Consider the following 18,451-nt stretch of genomic DNA (forward strand, 5'->3'; position numbering starts at 1 on the left):
AGAGATGATGAAGATATTAAAAAGAGCAGCTCTTCCTCTTTTGCTCCTTTTTGTGTTTCTATTTGAAAATATGTTTGCTACTGTTGTTCCAACGGATGTGTTTTGGAAAGACAGCATAGCAGCACCGCATTTCTTTATAATCGTCTTATGTTTTATTACAGTGTATTATAGTCCGGTCCAAGGGATTTATTACGGACTATTATTTGGCTTCTTATTTGATACCGTATACACAGAACTTGTCGGGATATATATTTTTGCTTATCCGATTTTAGCTTATTTAGTATATAGTGTGATGAAAGTACTACAATTGAATTTATTTATTGTTGTTTCTATCATATTAGCTAGCGTTGTAGCACTAGAGTATTATGTGTATGGATTCTTAACTTTATTAGGGCGTACTCATATGCCAGCGTATGTCTTTTTCACAGATCGTCTCCTTTCTACTTTATTGTTAAATGCTATTTTCTTATTGATAGTTTGTTTCCCACTGAGACGATATATAGTGCGTCTTTCAAAAGCGATGGAAGAAAAAGAAAAAAGGATTTTCTAATTTTATGTCGAATTGAATCGGTGGGGTGAACTTTAGTGGAAGAAAAAAAGCAACAAAATGTAACGATAAAAGGGACAAAAGATGGGATAACGCTTCATTTAGATGATTGTTGTTCATTCTCAGAATTATTGATGGAATTAGACGAAAAACTTTCTACACATTACTACGATGGTGATGGGCGCTCTTTAATTGAAGTGCATGTGAAAGTAGGAAATCGTTATTTAACAGAAGTCCAACAAGAAGAGATTCGTACGTTAATTCGTAATAAAAAGAATCTTGTTGTGGATTCAATTGAAAGTGATGTTATCACTAAAGCAGAAGCAATAGCTTGGAAAGAAGAAACAGAAATTGTCCCTATTTCCAAAATTGTTCGCTCTGGACAAGTTTTACATGTAAAAGGAAATTTGTTGTTAATTGGAGATGTTAATCCAGGCGGAACGGTTATCGCTGGGGGGAATATTTTTGTCGTAGGATCATTAAGAGGAATTGCACATGCTGGGTATTATGGGGATTCGGATGCTGTAATCGCTGCATCTGTTATGAACCCGATGCAACTTCGAATTAGTGATGTGGCAATGCGGGCTCCGGAAGAGAAAGAAGACGGAGCGGAGGCGGCAGAATGTGCGTATATTAATGAGAACAATCACATTGTTGTCGATCGCCTGCAACTTCTCACTCATCTTAGACCTAATTTAACAAAGTTAGAAAGGGGAATTGTATAGCTGTGGGAGAGGCAATAGTAATTACATCTGGAAAAGGCGGAGTAGGTAAAACTACTACATCTGCGAACATTGGTACGGCCCTAGCGTTATCTGGAAAGAAAGTGTGCTTAATTGACACAGATATCGGTCTTCGAAATTTAGACGTAGTAATGGGGCTGGAAAATCGTATTGTATTTGATCTTGTTGATGTCGTTGAAGGGCGTTGCCGTTTACCTCAGGCTCTTATTAAAGACAAACGTTTTGATGATCTTTATTTATTACCTGCAGCACAAACGAGTGATAAATCAGCGGTAACACCTGAACAAATGGATGAATTAATACAAGTATTACGTCAAGATTATGATTACATATTAATCGATTGTCCTGCGGGGATTGAGCAGGGATTTAAAAATGCGGTAGCTGGTGCGGATAAAGCAATCGTTGTTACGACTCCAGAAGTATCCTCAATGCGCGATGCGGATCGTATTATTGGGCTTTTAGAAAAAGAGGATATTGAACCACCCAAACTTGTTATTAACCGTGTACGTAGTCATATGCTTCATGAACAGGATATGTTAGATGTTGATGAAATTGTACGTACATTGTCAATCGAGCTTCTTGGTGTTGTCGAAGATGACGATGAAGTTATTCGAGCTACAAATACAGGTGAACCTGTGGCGTTGCAACCAAGCGGAAAAGCAGCGTTGGCTTATCGTAATATTGCAAGACGCTTGTTAGGTGAGAATGTACCATTACAAGCATTTGAACAAGAAAAGGTATCGGTATTTGCAAAGGTGAAAAACTTCTTTGGAATCCGTTAAGAGCACTTCGCACATATGCGAGGTGCTTTCTTTTTTCTTCACACGAATATCTTTCTTTCTTAGCTCATACATATGTACAAACTGTATACAACTGTTTCTAATGAAATTAGCTTAACGAAAGAAAGGAGACAGTATGAAGAATAGACGCGTAGAAGAAATTAAAAAGCGGATTGCAAAAAGGAAGGCCGAGCAAGAAAGGATGGAGGAAGAGCAGTATTTTAACGGAGGGAATTTTGATAGTGAAGCAGTATTTATTGAAGATGGAGAAAAGGAAATGCATCCTTTATTTCGAAAGGAAGTCTTTTTCTTCAAAGTTTTATTATCAGCAATATTAGTTCTTTCGGTTGCTATTTTATATAAGAATGCTCCTTCTTCATTCAATGGAGCTAAAGCTGTTACAGAAAAAGTGATGAAAGAGGAATTTCAGTTTGCTACTGTAGCGAAATGGTACGAAAAGCAATTTGGAAAACCGCTTGTATTCTATTCGCCGAACGAGAAAAAAGAAGGAAGTATTCAGCAAAAAGATTATGCAATTCCTGCTTCTGGAAAGGTAATGCAAGGGTTTCAAAAAAATGGCCAAGGTGTATTTGTCCAAACAGCTACAAATGCAAAAGTGGAGTCAGTAAATGAAGGGTTAGTTGTTTTTGCAGGCAAGAAAGAGGAACTTGGAAATACAGTTCAAATTCAACATGCAGATGGTACGGAGTCATGGTATGCAAACTTAAACGATATGTCAGTGAAATTATATGATTACGTTTCAAAGAAACAAAAAATTGGAACGGTGAGTAATGATACAAATGATAAAAATGGAAAGTTTTATTTCGCGATAAAAAAGAATGAGAAATTTATTGATCCGATCCAGGTGATATCATTTGATTAAATATAGGGACGTTTTAACGAAAATTTCCGTGCATCCATTATTTTGGGTTATTATTGTCATTGGTATTTTTACTGCGCGTTTTAAAGAGTTACTACTGTTATTTTGTATTGTTCTTATTCATGAACTTGGGCATGCTTTTGCAGCAGCACACTATAATTGGCGTATAAAAAGAATTCAGCTTTTGCCGTTTGGTGGCGTTGCCGAGCTTGAGGAACATGGTAATAAGTCATTGAAAGAGGAACTTGTTGTCGTAATTGCAGGACCGATTCAACATGTTTGGATGATGCTGGTAGGTTATATGTTGTTCAAAGCTGGTTGGCTGAATGCAGATTTATATTATTTCTTCATGTGGAATAATATAATTATTTTAGCATTTAATTTACTTCCTATTTGGCCGTTAGATGGCGGGAAAGTATTGTTTAATGTATTATCATATCGTTTCCCTTATTTACAAGCACATGAAAAGATGATGCAATTGTCATGTGTTTTTTTTAGTGTAATATTAGGATGGCAGTTACTCTGGAATAGTAACAATATTATGATGTGGGTACTACTCATATTTTTAGCAGTGTCATTATATCAAGAGTGGAAACAAAGACGGTATGCATTTATGCGTTTTTTATTAGAACGTTATTATGGAAACAAAAGAGGAATCGAAAAGATTGCACCTATTGAAGTGCAAACGGAAGATCGTTTATATACGATCTTCACAAAATTTCGTAGAGGATATAAGCATTCTATTATCGTCCGTGGAAAATATAAAGAGCATTACACATTGGATGAAAATGAATTGCTCTATGCATATTTTACTGAAAAACGAACAACTTCATCAGTTGAAGAATTAATCGGTTAGTGTTGACGATAGCACTAACCTTTTATTATTGTAAAAGCAAAGAAGATTATAAAGTGAGGAAATAATTTTGAAAACGTTATATGTGAATTACGCTGGTTCGGAAAAGCGCGTTGCAATTGAAGAGAAGAAAAAGATTGTTGAGTTTTTATGGAAACGTAATGAAGAGCAAGAGATTGTTGGGCATATTTATGTTGGACGTGTCGTAAGAACAATTGCTGGAATGAATGCAGCTTTTGTAAACATCGGTTTAGAAAAACATGCTTACCTTTCATACGATGATGTACCATCTTCTTATCGTATACATGAAGGGCAAGCGATACTCGTACAAGTTGTGAAAGAGGCAATTGATACGAAAGGGCCTAAATTGACAGCGAATATAGAATTTACCGGGAAATATGTCGTTTATATGCCGTTTGATGAGATGCGCGCTGTTTCTCGAAAAATAAAAAATAATAAAAGAAGACAACAGTTACTCCAAATTGAAATAGAGGGAACGGGGGGGTACATTTTCCGTTCTGCTTCTGAAAAAGGAGCAATTGAAGAAATACAAGCTGAAATGCAAGGGTTACAACAGTTGTATGAAGAGTTAAAAAGAAAAGAGGGTCAAGGAAAGGTGCCGTTATTACTTCATCGACCGGCGACCTTTTTAGATCGTGTATTTCAAGAGAACCCAATTGAAACAATTGAAAAAGTAGTTGTAGATACAAGAAGTATAGTAAAGGAATTAGAAGACAAAGTTGGAAAAGAAAAAGTATCTTTTTATAATGAAAAGTCTTCGATGTTTAACCATTTTGGAATAGAGCGTGAGATTGAGAAAGCACTCCAAAAAATTGTTTGGCTTCCAAATGGTGCTTATTTAATTGTAGAACAAATGGAGACGATGACTGTAATTGATGTGAATACGGGCAAGTTTACGGGAAAACAAAATTTACAAGATACAGTACTTCGCACAAATGAGCTAGCCGCTGAAGAAATTGCACGCCAATTAAGACTTCGTGATATTGGTGGTATGATATTAATTGATTTTATTAATATGAAAAAAAGAGAAGATAAAGAAAAGGTAAGAGAATGTCTCATAGCTGCTATGCAAGATGACCGCACATATACAAGGGTGCTCGGCTTTACGGAGCTAGGGATTTTGGAAATGACACGTAAACGTAAAAAGCATTCTTTACGGGACGTATTATTAAAAGAGTGTGTACCTTGCAAAGCGACGGGTTATGTGATGTCGCATGAAACAATTGCGTATGAGTTAGAGAGAGAGCTAATCACATATGGCAATATAGAAGATGAAGCAGTATTAATCGCTGCGCCTAAAGAACTGCAAAAACAGTTTTTGCAAAAAGGATTACAAAAAAATATTCCATTTGAAATTTATTTCAAAGATGATATTATCGAAAAGTATGCTATCGTTCGTTTTGGAAGTAAAAAAGAAATTTTAGAACGGAAAAAATAGTTAGCAGAACATTTATTGACAACCGTCTATGATTCATGATAACATCTTTATGTTATAGTTTATAGCACCTAAACGGCTATATGCTACAACCGCACAAGACAGGTTCCCTAAAGGCATTTATGTCTACCTCGTTTTTGGCGAGTCTTAGTAATTAAGAGGAGGTGCAAGTATGTACGCAATTATCGAAACAGGTGGAAAACAAATTAAAGTTGAAGCTGGTCAAGCAATCTACATTGAAAAATTAGATGTTGAAGCTGGTGAAACTGTTACTTTTGACAAAGTTCTTTTCGTTGGTGGCGAAAACGTTAAAGTTGGTAGCCCAGTTGTAGAAGGTGCAACAGTTACTGCGAAAGTTGAAAAACAAGGTCGCGCTAAGAAAATCATCGTTTTCAAATACAAAGCGAAAAAGAACAATCGTAAGAAACAAGGTCATCGTCAACCTTACACTAAGCTAGTTGTTGAAGCTATCAACGCTTAATTCTGGTTAACATGATTAAAATTACGATAAGTCGCACGAAATTAGGAAGTATCCAATCATTTAAAATGACTGGACATGCCGATTATGCGCCACATGGACAAGACCTTGTCTGTGCTGGAACTACAGCGGTTGTGTTTGGTTCTATAAATGCAGTGGAACAACTTTGTAATGTGCAAGCAACTATTGAACTCGGAAGTGATGGCGGATTTTTAACGTATGAATTGCCTAATGATTTAGATGTTCATGCAGCAGAAAAAGCACAAACGCTTTTAGAAGGATTAGTTGTTTCGCTTAAGACGATCGAACTTGATTACGGAAAGTATATCCGTTTAATAGAAAAAGTGCAGGAGGTGTAACGTATGTTAAGATTAGATCTTCAGTTTTTCGCATCTAAGAAAGGTGTAGGTAGTACAAAGAACGGTCGTGACTCTCAGTCAAAACGTCTTGGTGCTAAACGCGCAGATGGTCAAACGGTTACAGGTGGTTCAATTCTTTACCGTCAACGCGGTACAAAAATTTATCCAGGTGTTAACGTTGGTCGTGGTGGCGATGACACTTTATACGCGAAAGTTGACGGCGTAGTACGCTTTGAGCGTCTTGGTCGTGACCGCAAACAAGTGAGCGTATATCCTGTTGCTCAAGAAGCATAAGAACTCACGGAAAACTCTAACCTGAGTGCAGGTTAGAGTTTTTCTATATTAAGGGGTATCTAAATGAATGAAAAATGGACAATTATAGATGCATTGCGCCATTCAAGACATGATTGGCTCAATCGTATGCAGATGGTGAAAGGAAACCTTTCCCTTGGAAAAGTGGAAGAAATTCATAGTCTCATCGATCGTTTTGTCCAAGAAGCGAGACAAGAATCCAATCTGATGGGGCTATCAATGCCTTTATTTTCAGAGTGGATTTTAACATATAATTGGAAACAGCAGCCGTGCTTATTGGAGTACGAAGTATTAGGGAAATTACATAACTTATCTCACTTAGATGAGACTGTATGTACATGGACGAATCAATTTTTCTCGATGCTTCAGCATAGTTTAGACGTATATGTTGAAAATTATGTTTGTATCACAATTGAATGTGACGCGGATAATGCTCGTTTCTTTTTTGATTTTCGTGGTAAGCTAACGAGTGTAGAAGAACTACAGAATTGGCTTGCGACCCAAAACAATAAATGGTATTCCATTTCTTATACAGTGCGAGACGAAGAAGTCTCAGTTATATTACAACCAATTGAAAAAAGTGTGGTGAAATAATGTTTGTAGATCAGGTCAAGATATATGTAAAAGGCGGCGACGGTGGTAATGGTATGGTTGCGTATCGTCGTGAGAAGTATGTACCAAAAGGTGGCCCAGCAGGTGGCGACGGAGGTAAAGGTGCAGATGTTGTTTTCGTAGTTGAGGAAGGCTTACGTACATTAATGGACTTCCGCTACCAACGTCATTTCAAAGCTGATCGCGGTCAGCACGGAATGAGTAAAGGTCAGCACGGACGTAAATCTGAAGATTTACTTGTAAAGGTTCCGCCAGGAACAGTAGTAAAAGATGAAAAAACTGGTCAAATTCTTGCCGATTTAGTAACGCATGGACAAACTGCTGTAATTGCAAAAGGTGGCCGTGGTGGCCGTGGTAACTCACGTTTCGCAACAGCTACGAACCCAGCGCCAGAAATCGCTGAGAACGGGGAACCAGGTCAAGAGCGTGATGTTATTCTAGAACTTAAAGTACTAGCAGACGTTGGACTTGTTGGATTCCCAAGTGTAGGTAAATCTACATTATTATCTGTTGTATCATCAGCGCGTCCGAAAATTGCAGAGTATCACTTCACAACAATCGTTCCGAATCTTGGTGTTGTTGAAACTGGTGATAACCGTAGCTTCGTTATGGCTGACCTTCCAGGACTAATTGAAGGCGCACATGCTGGCGTCGGACTTGGACACCAATTCTTACGTCATATTGAGCGTACACGTGTAATCGTGCATGTTATTGATATGTCTGGTTTAGAAGGCCGTGATCCATATGAAGATTACGTAACGATTAATAATGAATTAAAAGAATACAATCTTCGCTTAACTGAGCGTCCGCAAGTTGTTGTTGCAAACAAAATGGATATGCCAGATGCAGAAGAAAACTTACAAGCATTTAAAGAGAAAGTGGGAGAAGAAGTAAAAATCTTCCCAATCTCAGCTGTAACAAGACAAGGTGTTCGTGACTTACTGTTTGAAGTAGCGAACTTAATAGAAACAACACCAGAATTCCCAATACATGAAGTTGCGGATGAGTCTGATACAAGTGTAATGTACAAATTTGATACTGAAGGTGTTAAATTTGAAATTACACGTGAAAGTGATGGCACGTTTGTTATCTCTGGTTACGATATCGAGAAAACATTCAAGATGACAGACTTCTCACGTGATGAATCTGTACGTCGTTTCGCTCGTCAAATGCGCGGAATGGGTATTGATGAAGCGCTTCGTGCACGTGGTGCAAAAGACGGAGATATTGTAAAAATTCTTGAATATGAATTTGAATTTATCGATTAAGACTGCCGAAATACGGCAGTCTTTTTTTATATCGTAAAAATCGGATTTGTATAGGAAAAAATCCCCACTAATTAAATTTTCAATTTATAATAAAAAGGGGAGTGGTTTTAGAAGAATTTTTTTATGGGGAGAAAACGAGCATGTATAAAATATTAATTGTAGAAGATGATGAGAAAATCGCGGGAATATTAGAAGAGCATTTAGAAAGATATGGCTATCAATCATTTAGAGCAAGTGATTTACGTCAAATAAAAGATGAGTTTGTAAAAATAAATCCTCATCTTGTGTTACTTGATATTAATTTACCGTACTTTGACGGTTTTTATTGGTGTCGTCAAATTCGTACTGTATCGAATGCACCGATTATTTTTGTTTCTGCAAGAACAGGAGAAATGGACCAAGTAATGGCGATTGAAAATGGCGGCGATGATTATATTACGAAGCCATTCCATTTAGATATCGTAATGGCAAAGGTGAAGAGTGCGCTTCGCCGTGGTTACGGAGAGTATGCCTCTGCTGCTGAGAGTGATTGTTTAGGTGTAAATGGACTGTTGTTATTCCCGTCTCAGCATATTGTTGAGTGGCAAGGACAACAAACTGAACTGACAAAAAATGAGTTTTACTTATTAGAGTGTTTAATGAAACAGGTGAATCAATATGTAACGCGCGAAGAACTGTTAGAAGCTCTATGGGATGAAGTAGCATTTGTGGATGATAATACATTAACCGTAAATGTAAAACGTGTAAGGAAGAAACTAGAGGAGTTAGGCATTAAAAATGCAATTGTAACGAAACGTGGATATGGTTATGCGCTTCTTACGGAGTGGGGCGAAGGGCATGAAGGTTAAAAATTACCTCATGGACCGCTTTTCTTTAATTCTTTCTTACATTGTTAGCCTTTGTTTATTTGGGCTCGTTTTACAGTTGCAAAGTCTTTTAGAAAAGCGATCCATTGATTGGAGTACGTGGTTATATGGACTTTTATTAGGAACAGTTGTGTTTACTGTATACCTCATTTACGATTACCGAAAACGGAGTGTGTTTTTAAATAGGATCGAAAAGTATGTTACTGGTGGAAATACATTACATGACTCTTTACTTATTGATGAATCTTATACATCAGAGCAAGAAATGGTCGTTGAATCTTTTACGTTATTAAGACAGCAATATATGAATGAAGTTCATAAACAGCATGCGAAAGAGCAACAGCAAATGATATTTATGAACCAATGGATTCACCAAATGAAAACACCAGTATCTGTTATTGAATTATTGCTGCAAAAGTTTGGCAAAGAGCATCGTGAGGCAAGAGCAACAGTTGAAAGTATTCGTGAAGAAAATAACCGTATACTAAATGGTTTAGATTTAGCGTTACATATGGCAAGACTAGAGCAGTTTGCGAAAGATTATAAGATAGAAGTAGTAAATGTTATAGATGTCGTGCGAGGTATTATTAATGAAAATCGGAAATCCTTTATTCAATCGTCTGTATTTCCGAAAGTGATGTTTGAAGAAGATACTTGTATGGTTGCATCTGATAGAAAATGGCTAAGTATTGCTATAGGTCAAATTGTTGTAAACGCAATCAAGTATACAAAAATTTCAGCGGCAGAGAAAAAGGAAATTCAATTTCAAATTGAAGAGAAAGACCAAAAGGTGTTATTACATATTAAGGACAATGGAATCGGTATTCCAGAGCAAGATGTAAAGCGCATATTTGATCCATTCTTTACGGGGGTAAATGGCCGTAAAACGAGAGAAGCGACTGGAATGGGTTTATATATTACGAAGGAAATTTGCGATAATTTACATCATGGAATGTATGTTCAATCGGCTGAAGGAGAAGGGACAACATTCACGTTCCAATTTGCAAAAGATGAAGAATATCATACATTGATGAGAAAAATGACAAAACTGTAAGATAACAAAACGTTTTGTAAGGGAAATCACTCGTTTCTTTTTCTTATTTTTCTTATAGTAAATGTAAGAAGAAAACACGTAGGGGGATTAGAAATGAGTGTTCTTGAAGTAAAAGGATTAACGAAGGTGTACCAATCAAAAGGTTCAGTAGCGACGACTGCTTTAAACGATATAAATTTTAAAATAGAAGAAGGCGAATTTGTAGGGATTATGGGTCCTTCAGGAAGCGGGAAAACGACGCTTTTAAATTTATTAGCAACAATTGATAAGCAAACTTCAGGTCATGTGCTTGTAAATGGTGAAGAAATTAATCAAATGCGTGCTGCAAAATTAGCGGAGTTTCGCCGTACACATTTAGGGTTCATCTTTCAAGATTTTAATTTACTTGATACGTTATCCATTAAAGAAAATATTATTTTACCACTTGTAATGGCGAAGAAATCTGTAAATGAAATCGATGCGAAAGTACTGGAAATTGCGAAGTTTTTAAACATCGAAGAAATTTTAAATAAAAAAGTATACGAAGTATCTGGGGGACAACAACAACGTGCAGCAGCAGCGAGAGCAATCATTCATGAACCGACGTTAATTTTAGCAGATGAGCCAACTGGAAACTTAGACTCGAAGTCAGCGAAATCGCTAATGGGCGCTCTGCAAGATTTACACGAGCAAAAGAAAGTAACGATTGCAATGGTTACGCACGATCCAGTAGCGGCTAGTTATTGTGAACGTATCCTTTTCATACGCGATGGGGAAATTTTCTCGGAAATACATAAAGGAAGAACGAAACAAGCCTTTTTCCAAGAAATTCTGGACGTACTTGCGATGCTAGGAGGAGAATATCATGAACTTTCGCCAGCTCGCGCTTAATAACGTAAAAGGAAATTGGCGTAACTATAAAGCGTTTCTTATAAGTAGTTGTTTATCGATTGTCGTATTTTTCATGTATGCTTCTTTTATTTATCATCCAGATGTCGTAAGCGGTAATATTAGTATGAGAAAGATGATCACAAAAGGATTAGAATCGATGAATTATATTGTGGTCATCTTCTCGGCACTCTTTATTTTATATGCAAATTCAACGTTTTTACGAGCAAGAAAAAAAGAGTTTGGTCTACTAACATTAATAGGCGGAACGAAATCGCAGCTCGGCCGAATGATTATATTAGAGCAACTGATGTTAGGTAGTATTGCAATTGTAATTGGTATTGGGGTTGGAATGCTTTGTTCAAAATTATTTTTCCAAGCGTTAAGCGTATTATTGAAAATAGATAAGACACTTCCACTTGTTTGGAATAGTAAAGCAGTTCTTATTACAGCTGGCGTATACTTTATCCTATTTTTAATCCTATCATTGTTTAGCGTTTGGACGGTAGGACGCTTGCAAATTATTGATTTATTAAGAGAAGCTAGAAAGCAAAAAGTAGAGCCGTTTGCATTTACATGGTTATGTGTAGTTGGTATAGGATGTATTATTGCTGCATATGTACTTAGCTTCCAAGTAACGTTTCTGAATTTCCTCATCCTCTTTTTACCGGTGGTAGGACTGACAATTGGCGGAACGTATTTATTATTTACACAAGGTAGTACAGTTGTATTAAAAGCATTACAAAAAAGAAAGCAATCTTTCTATACGTATCCAAATATGTTTGTTCTTAGCAATCTTATTTATAAAATGAAAGATAATGCTCGTTTTCTATTTGTAATTTCTATTATTACGGCGGTAGTATCTTCAGCAGTAGGTACACTGTACGTATATTTTGAAAATATGAGTGCGAAAACGGTAGAACTTACACCACATGCTATTTCATATGAGGAAAAGGGGTTAAATACGCATAATCTTATTAATGAAGAAAAGGTACAGGAGCTTGTGAAGAGACACGGGTTTGAAGATGCGCGAAAAGTAACCTACGTTAAACTACCGGCAACACAGAAAATAACGTTGTTTAATAGTGAACATGAAGTACCGATGATGATTATTTCAGAAAAAGAATATAATGCAGAAGTGCGCAAACAAAAGAGAGAGCAACCTACAGAAGTTCATAATGCACCAGGTAGTGCAACGATGGTTATGGTTGATATGTCAAATGAACTGATGAAGATAGATCGTACGAAACCGTATGAATTTACAATTAACGGGCAAAAGCAGTCTGTTCAATTAAATAATCCAACGCAGTATTCTGTTTTTAATGATAGTGAATATCTTATTGTAAATGATCAAGATTTTGAGAAATATGCAAAACTCGTACCAGATGAAGAAAAGACGAAATATTACGGTTATTATATCGAGGATTGGAAAAATACAGAAAATCTTGTATTAGATTTGAAAAATGAAATTGCACCAGAAAAGCAAGGAGAATTGAGAAATTCAGTGTTTGCGTATAAGGATATAAGAGAAGGTGGAGCAATTACAATGTTCATCGGTTTCTTCGTAGCGGTACTGTTCTTCTTCTTCGCTTGTAGTATGACATACTTTAAATGGTTTAACGATAAAGAACAAGATCGTATTCAATTTAAATCGTTAAAGAGAATCGGTATGACAGATAAAGAAATTCGCAAAATTGCGATTCGACAAATGGGAGTTATCTTCTTTATCCCAATTTTAATCGGTTCCATTCATAGTGGAGTTGCTCTTCATACGTTAGGGAAAATGCTTTATATTGATTTATGGAAATCAGGTGCGCTTGTAATTGGAGCATACATTTTAGCTTCTGCCATTTACTTTATGATCGCGCAAAGAGGATATTTAAAACACGTAAAAAGCTAGGGGAACCTCTAGCTTTTTGCCTATGTAGTAAGTTACAGGAGGACGATAGATGAACATTTGGCAACTAGCGCTGCAAAATATAAAAGGAAATTGGCGTAATTATAAAGTGTTTTTCTTAAGTAGTTGTTTTGCAATATTTGCTTCTTACGCATATATGTCTGTCATTGTGCATCCGTATATGCAAGAGACGATGTGGTATCAAAACGTACGTTGGGGACTTATCATATGTAATGTTATAATCATTTCTTTTTTCGTCATATTTATTTTGTACTCTACTTCTATTTTCATAGAAGCACGTAAGAAAGAATTAGGGTTATATATGTTAATGGGAGCAACGAAATCTAACGTAATAGGAATGATTATGACCGAACAAATTTTAATCGGGGTCTTCGCGAATATTTTCGGTATTGTGCTCGGTATGATATTTTTAAAACTCTTTTTTATGGTATTTAGTATGTTACTGGGGCTTCCGAAAGAACTCCCTGTGATATTTGACGTAAGGGCGATTGGTGTAACATTTATTACATATATGGTCGTTTTTATTTTGTTATCTTTTATAAGTGCTTTACGTATATGGAATATAAAAATCATTCGGTTATTGAAAGAATTTCGAACAGATAAAAAAGAGAAGAAAACATCAAAGTGGCTTTGTTTATTCGGTTTTGCTTGTTTAGTGGGCGGGTATGCGTTGGCGCTACAAGTGACGATGACTACGATAGCAATATACTTTTTCCCTGTGTCTATACTTGTCTTTTTTGGAACGTACTTTTCTTTTACACATGGAGCTACCCAAGTGTTAGAAATGATAAAGCGAAATAAAAAGATTATGTATACATATCCGTATTTATTTATAGTGAATCAATTGTCACATCGAATGAAGGAAAATGGTCGCTTTTTCTTTCTGATGTCTATGGCAACGACGTTTGTAGTTACAGCAACAGGTACGGTGTTCTTATATTTTTCTAGCATGCAAGATATGTGGCGAACTGGAGGGGTACACTCGTTTTCGTACATAGAAAAAGGTATTTCTACTCATGAAGTCTTTGAGGAAGGTGCGGTTGAAAAATTACTGCATCAATATGAGTATGATGATTTTCAATATATGAGTTTTGTTGGAGTTTATGCATCCTTTCAGTCTAATAAGGGAGAAACAACAATAGTACCGCTTATAAAAGAAAGTGAATATAACCAAGAAGCAAGGAAACAAAGACAGAAAACGTATCGTCCTAAAAAAGGTACAGTGACACTCGTTTATTATAATAAATACAATAATTCGAATGTATATAATCAAAAAGAGATTCAATTGCAAGTAATGAATCAACCATATCAATTCGTATTTAACGGTCAGAAAGAAGGGGTTCAATTTAACCATCACCCTTCGTACATTAATGGTCTGTTCTTCGTTATGAATGATGAAGATTTTGACAGTATAGCAAATCAGGTTCCTGATTCTGAAAAAATGATATATAGAGGCTACACATTATCAAATATCGAAAAGACGAAGAAATTAAATGAAGATTTACGGAGACATATAAAACAAGATAATAATAATGCATTTCGAAGCAATATGGAGTTGTATGTAAATATGAAAGAAGGCGGCGATATTACTCTATTTGTAGGCTCATTTATTAGTATATTATTCTTTCTCACTTCATGTAGTATCGTGTATTTTAAATGGTTCCATAATATTGCATCGGACCGAAAGCAGTATGGTGCACTCTCTAAACTTGGAATGACGAAGGAAGAAGTATGGAAAATTTCTCGTTGGCAATTATGTATGCTATTTTTTGCGCCAATTATAGTAGGGAGTATGCATAGTGCAGTTGCATTATATACGTTTCATAATACGCTTTTTATGGATGGATCATTAAGAAAAGTAGGTTTGTTCATTCTGTTTTATATCGCAGCATGTATCATTTATTTCTTCTTCGCTCAAAGAGAGTATAAGAAACATTTAGACTAGCGAATGCTAGTCTTTTTTAAATATTCGAAATTTACATAGAAGAATATAAAAAAGTATGGTATAACAGTAAGAAAACGAAAAAGAGGGGAAAAGACGATGATTCGAGTAGGATATTTAGGACCAGAAGCAACATTTACAAATATGGCGGTGAGTCGTTTTTTTCCGGAAGCAGAGCATGTACCGTATCGAACGATTCCAGATTGTATAGATGCAGCTGCAAATGAAAATGTAGACTTCGCAGTTGTACCGTTAGAAAATGCAATAGAAGGTTCAGTGAATATAACGGTTGATTACCTTGTACATGAGCAGCCGCTTTCCATTGTAGGAGAAATTACAGTACCAATTCAGCAGCATTTACTTGTACATCCGCAGTATGCAGAAGTGTGGGATGAAGTATATGCAGTGCATTCTCATCCGCATGCCATTGCACAGTGCCATAAATTTTTAAATGAAGAATTAAAAGGAGTAACTGTTCGAGATATGACATCTACAAGTGCTGCTGCACAATATGTGAAAGAACATCCTGAAGAGAAAATTGCCGCTATTGCAAATGAAGCGGCTGCAGAAAAATACGGATTAACAATTGTGAGACGTAGTATTCATACGCATAAAAATAATCACACGCGTTTCTTAGTACTCCATAAGAAAAAGAAAGCAGTACTCCCGAATAACGGAGAGAACCGCGGAGAGAAAACGACGCTTATGATAACGTTACCTGCAGATTATGCAGGTGCCCTATATCAAGTGTTATCAGCTTTCGCATGGAGAAAATTAAACTTATCAAAAATCGAATCGCGTCCGATGAAAACAGGTCTTGGAAATTACTTTTTCTTAATCGATGTCGATAAAGCATACGATGACGTATTATTGCCAGGCGTAACGATGGAACTTGAAGCACTCGGTTTTTCTGTTACTGTGCTGGGGAGTTATTCTTCTTATTGGTTGTAAGATGTAGATGGAATGTTGGTGTTTGTCTAATCGTCAATATCATTTCATTGCCTAATATATTTTTTAATAGATTAATAAAATCCCACCTGCAGAAGGTGGGATTCTTTATTTTAACTTCGCAAGACGATCTTCTAATTGACCACGCCAAATATCAGCTAGTTCTGGAACAGCAAGAATCTTCTCGATGCCATCTTTATCTTTTCTATTATGAAAATAAATTTCGTTAGAGAATAAAACAGAAACATTGCTTGATGGACGTTCTAGTAATGTAATTTTTGAATCTTTACGTACAGTACCTTCTTGAAGAACGCGGCATAGGTAGCCAGTAAATCCAGTTGCTACAATACGCGGCAGTATGCCAGGGATGCCAAGGCGTTTTGAAATTGTGCTACAAGGTACGCGCGCTTGTGTCACTTGAATAATCGCTTCACCTAATTTGTATGTATCTCCGATGCAAACATCATGCTCTAACATATTTGTTACGGTAATGTTTTCACCAAATGTGGAAGCGGGAAGCGTAGTTTGAAATTCCTCTTCCCATAGTGCGTAATGCTCGTGTGGGTACACACAAACAGCGCGATCAGGTCCGCCGTGATGTTTTAAATCCGCTACGTCATCACCACGAAATCCGTCTTTTGAGAGAAAGGCCTCTTCTGTAGGATCTTTACATATACCTGTTATCATTTCTTTATCTTCGCCATATTTCATTTGTTTCGGTTTGCCAATGCTAAAGTGAACGAGTTCAATTCCCATATTTGATCTCCTTTACGATTGATTACAATATTATAGCATTAAAAAAGCACAGAGAATGATAAAAACTCTGTGCTTTACATTAATAAACGAGAAATCCTGCTTTATCTAACGCCTCACAAGCAGCATCTAATTTTTCTTTAGAATCTGCCTCGATTGTATGTAAGTGAATACCATCTGTTAGTTGTGAAAGATAGGAAGCATTTGTGTTTTCGATTTTTTGTAAATATTGCTCTACATCAAAGCGATTGCTTACCATAATGGAGGCTGTTAAGTCACCGTATACAGGATGCTCAACTTTTACGTCTTTAATCGTAACGCCATGGTCAACAAGCATTGTAAGTTCCTGACGTACTTCTGCTGGTTTATGTTGGCATACGATTACGCGTTCAAAAGTTTGTTGCTTCTCTTGCGGCTTTAAATATAAATAACCTTGAGCAGTCGCAATAATTGGTTCGTTTCGTGCTTTAAGCAAGGAAATATCTTGCACGATAACTTGTCTACTTACGTTCGTCTTTTTCGATAGTTCATTCCCCGATAACGGTTCATTTGCAGCAAGAAGCCACTGGAGGATAAGTTGTCGTCTTTCTTCACCTAAAATCTTTTTTTGTTCATTTTGTTTCATTATGATTTAACACCTCTATAAAATTGATTTCCAATTGTGTGTAGTGCATGAATAGTAGTATCAATTTGATCTTTCGTTGTTTGTTGTCCGAAAGAGAAGCGGACATATTGTTTTGCCTCTTCATACGTTTTTCCAATTGCAAGCATAGTTTTCGAAGGTTCTTGTTTACCGACTTGGCAAGCACTTCCGGTGGAAATGGCGATACCATGGCGATTACATTCTAGCATAGTATATTGACCTTCTATTCCTTTTATTGTAACCCCAACAATATGTGGTAAACAAGAAGTAGAATGACCTTCTACTTCAATTTCTAGCGGAAGTGTTTGTATTTGTTCTAAAAAGTAGGATCGTAACTCTTTAAAACGTAAACTTTCTTCCCATTGAGTTTTTAATATATTTTCAGCAGCTGTTAAAAAAGATGCGATGCCGGGAACGTTCACTGTACCTGGGCGAAATCCTTTTTCGTGAGAAGTTCCTGGAAATACTTGTTCCCAGCGAGTTTGCGGATTTATGTAGCAAGCGCCGACACCTTTTGGTCCGTATATTTTATGTGCTGAAACAGAAAGACTATCAATCCCCATCTCAAAAACATGGATAGGCAGTTTACCAAACGTTTGCACACAATCCGTATGAAATAAAACATTATATTTTTTTAAAAGTGCCCCGATTTCTGTAATGTTTTGAACGGTTCCGATTTCAGAGTTTCCATGCTGTATACTTGCTAGCACAGTATCTTCCGTAATAGCTGCCTCTAAATCTACTAAACAAATGAGTCCATTTTTATCAACAGGAATTTCAGTGATCGTATAGCCTTTTGATTTTAGAGATTGAAAATAACTTCGAATGGATGCATGTTCCATAGGTGTCGTAATAATATGCTTCTTATTTCGGGCATTTAGAAGTGATTGAATCGCAAGATAGTTCGATTCCGATCCACCGCTTGTGAAAAATACTCCTTGTTCTTTGCCTCCAATCATTTCCGCAAATGTTTTTCGGCAAACTTGTAATAAAGAAGAAGCCGTTCCTCCAATATCATGTAAACTTTGTTCATTTCCGAAGTATTGTGAAGCTGCTTTCATATATGTTTGTAACGCTTCCTCGCTCATAGGTGTAGTAGCTGCATAGTCAAGATATATCATCATGTAAGTTCCTCTCTCTAGTAAGAGTTACATTTCTTTTACTTTTAAAATG

Annotated in this window: 20 protein-coding genes and 1 other annotated feature; of the genes, 17 read left to right on the forward strand and 3 right to left on the reverse strand. The window is 36.4% G+C overall.

Annotation, left to right across the window (positions count from 1 at the left end; all coding sequences use genetic code 11):
* The first annotated feature begins 4 nt into the window (after positions 1 to 4).
* The 17 genes from mreD (at position 5) to pheA (ending at position 15,885) form a co-directional block, all read left to right on the forward strand.
* The gene (mreD, locus tag MR112_RS17205; RefSeq protein ID WP_000975766.1) at positions 5 to 550 is read left to right on the forward strand and encodes a rod shape-determining protein MreD; all 546 of its coding nucleotides are present in this window, start codon (positions 5 to 7) and stop codon (positions 548 to 550) included.
* Between the two features lie 35 nt (positions 551 to 585).
* Positions 586 to 1,272, forward strand: a complete 687-nt coding sequence (minC, locus tag MR112_RS17210; protein ID WP_000391521.1) for a septum site-determining protein MinC — start codon at positions 586 to 588, stop codon at positions 1,270 to 1,272.
* Between the two features lie 2 nt (positions 1,273 to 1,274).
* The gene (minD, locus tag MR112_RS17215) at positions 1,275 to 2,072 is read left to right on the forward strand and encodes a septum site-determining protein MinD (protein ID WP_000503309.1); all 798 of its coding nucleotides are present in this window, start codon (positions 1,275 to 1,277) and stop codon (positions 2,070 to 2,072) included.
* 133 nt (positions 2,073 to 2,205) lie between these two features.
* Entirely contained in the window at positions 2,206 to 2,952 is a 747-nt protein-coding gene (gene spoIVFA, locus MR112_RS17220) for a stage IV sporulation protein SpoIVFA (protein ID WP_000797471.1), read from the forward strand.
* Entirely contained in the window at positions 2,945 to 3,805 is an 861-nt protein-coding gene (spoIVFB, locus tag MR112_RS17225; RefSeq protein WP_000599058.1) for a stage IV sporulation intramembrane metalloprotease SpoIVFB, read from the forward strand. Before spoIVFA ends, spoIVFB begins: the two co-directional genes overlap by 8 nt.
* Before the next feature lie 67 nt (positions 3,806 to 3,872).
* Positions 3,873 to 5,261, forward strand: coding sequence for an Rne/Rng family ribonuclease (locus MR112_RS17230; protein WP_242245149.1), 1,389 nt, complete (start codon positions 3,873 to 3,875; stop codon positions 5,259 to 5,261).
* A 77-nt stretch (positions 5,262 to 5,338) separates the two neighbouring features.
* Positions 5,339 to 5,416: a sequence feature (ribosomal protein L21 leader region), on the forward strand.
* Positions 5,417 to 5,430: 14 nt separating this feature from the next.
* On the forward strand, positions 5,431 to 5,739 hold the full coding sequence (gene rplU / locus MR112_RS17235) for a 50S ribosomal protein L21 (RefSeq protein ID WP_000270907.1): 309 nt from the start codon (positions 5,431 to 5,433) through the stop codon (positions 5,737 to 5,739).
* Between the two features lie 11 nt (positions 5,740 to 5,750).
* Complete coding sequence (locus MR112_RS17240; RefSeq protein WP_002164192.1) at positions 5,751 to 6,095, forward strand: ribosomal-processing cysteine protease Prp; 345 nt, start codon at positions 5,751 to 5,753, stop codon at positions 6,093 to 6,095.
* 3 nt (positions 6,096 to 6,098) lie between these two features.
* Positions 6,099 to 6,389, forward strand: a complete 291-nt coding sequence (rpmA, locus tag MR112_RS17245; RefSeq protein WP_000944958.1) for a 50S ribosomal protein L27 — start codon at positions 6,099 to 6,101, stop codon at positions 6,387 to 6,389.
* A gap of 63 nt (positions 6,390 to 6,452) precedes the next feature.
* On the forward strand, positions 6,453 to 7,001 hold the full coding sequence (locus tag MR112_RS17250) for a sporulation initiation phosphotransferase B (protein WP_001003584.1): 549 nt from the start codon (positions 6,453 to 6,455) through the stop codon (positions 6,999 to 7,001).
* Positions 7,001 to 8,287, forward strand: a complete 1,287-nt coding sequence (obgE, locus tag MR112_RS17255) for a GTPase ObgE (RefSeq protein WP_000497129.1) — start codon at positions 7,001 to 7,003, stop codon at positions 8,285 to 8,287. The genes MR112_RS17250 and obgE overlap by 1 nt, the downstream gene beginning before the upstream one ends.
* Before the next feature lie 140 nt (positions 8,288 to 8,427).
* The gene (locus tag MR112_RS17260; RefSeq protein ID WP_012593337.1) at positions 8,428 to 9,135 is read left to right on the forward strand and encodes a response regulator transcription factor; all 708 of its coding nucleotides are present in this window, start codon (positions 8,428 to 8,430) and stop codon (positions 9,133 to 9,135) included.
* Complete coding sequence (locus MR112_RS17265; RefSeq protein ID WP_242245150.1) at positions 9,125 to 10,207, forward strand: HAMP domain-containing histidine kinase; 1,083 nt, start codon at positions 9,125 to 9,127, stop codon at positions 10,205 to 10,207. The genes MR112_RS17260 and MR112_RS17265 overlap by 11 nt, the downstream gene beginning before the upstream one ends.
* 93 nt (positions 10,208 to 10,300) lie before the next feature.
* Positions 10,301 to 11,077, forward strand: coding sequence for an ABC transporter ATP-binding protein (locus tag MR112_RS17270; RefSeq protein WP_000114529.1), 777 nt, complete (start codon positions 10,301 to 10,303; stop codon positions 11,075 to 11,077).
* Entirely contained in the window at positions 11,052 to 12,974 is a 1,923-nt protein-coding gene (locus MR112_RS17275; protein WP_242245151.1) for an ABC transporter permease, read from the forward strand. Before MR112_RS17270 ends, MR112_RS17275 begins: the two co-directional genes overlap by 26 nt.
* Positions 12,975 to 13,023: 49 nt before the next feature.
* Positions 13,024 to 14,937, forward strand: a complete 1,914-nt coding sequence (locus MR112_RS17280; RefSeq protein ID WP_016123402.1) for an ABC transporter permease — start codon at positions 13,024 to 13,026, stop codon at positions 14,935 to 14,937.
* A gap of 96 nt (positions 14,938 to 15,033) precedes the next feature.
* On the forward strand, positions 15,034 to 15,885 hold the full coding sequence (pheA, locus tag MR112_RS17285; RefSeq protein ID WP_000621701.1) for a prephenate dehydratase: 852 nt from the start codon (positions 15,034 to 15,036) through the stop codon (positions 15,883 to 15,885).
* A 105-nt stretch (positions 15,886 to 15,990) separates the two neighbouring features.
* Here pheA and MR112_RS17290 read toward each other — a convergent pair whose 3' ends face one another.
* The 3 genes from MR112_RS17290 to MR112_RS17300 form a co-directional block, all read right to left on the reverse strand.
* Complete coding sequence (locus MR112_RS17290; protein WP_078186497.1) at positions 15,991 to 16,638, reverse strand: MOSC domain-containing protein; 648 nt, start codon at positions 16,636 to 16,638, stop codon at positions 15,991 to 15,993.
* 79 nt (positions 16,639 to 16,717) lie between these two features.
* Positions 16,718 to 17,260: a transcription repressor NadR gene (locus tag MR112_RS17295; protein ID WP_000812275.1), complete on the reverse strand. Its 543-nt coding sequence runs from the start codon at positions 17,258 to 17,260 to the stop codon at positions 16,718 to 16,720.
* Positions 17,260 to 18,402 carry an IscS subfamily cysteine desulfurase gene (locus tag MR112_RS17300; protein WP_000973777.1) on the reverse strand — a complete coding sequence of 381 codons (1,143 nt, stop codon included), beginning with the start codon at positions 18,400 to 18,402 and terminating at the stop codon, positions 17,260 to 17,262. Before MR112_RS17300 ends, MR112_RS17295 begins: the two co-directional genes overlap by 1 nt.
* Between the last annotated feature and the right edge of the window lie 49 nt (positions 18,403 to 18,451).

The sequence above is a fragment of the Bacillus cereus group sp. BfR-BA-01330 genome, from assembly GCF_022663885.1.
GTDB classification, from domain to species: domain Bacteria; phylum Bacillota; class Bacilli; order Bacillales; family Bacillaceae_G; genus Bacillus_A; species Bacillus_A cereus.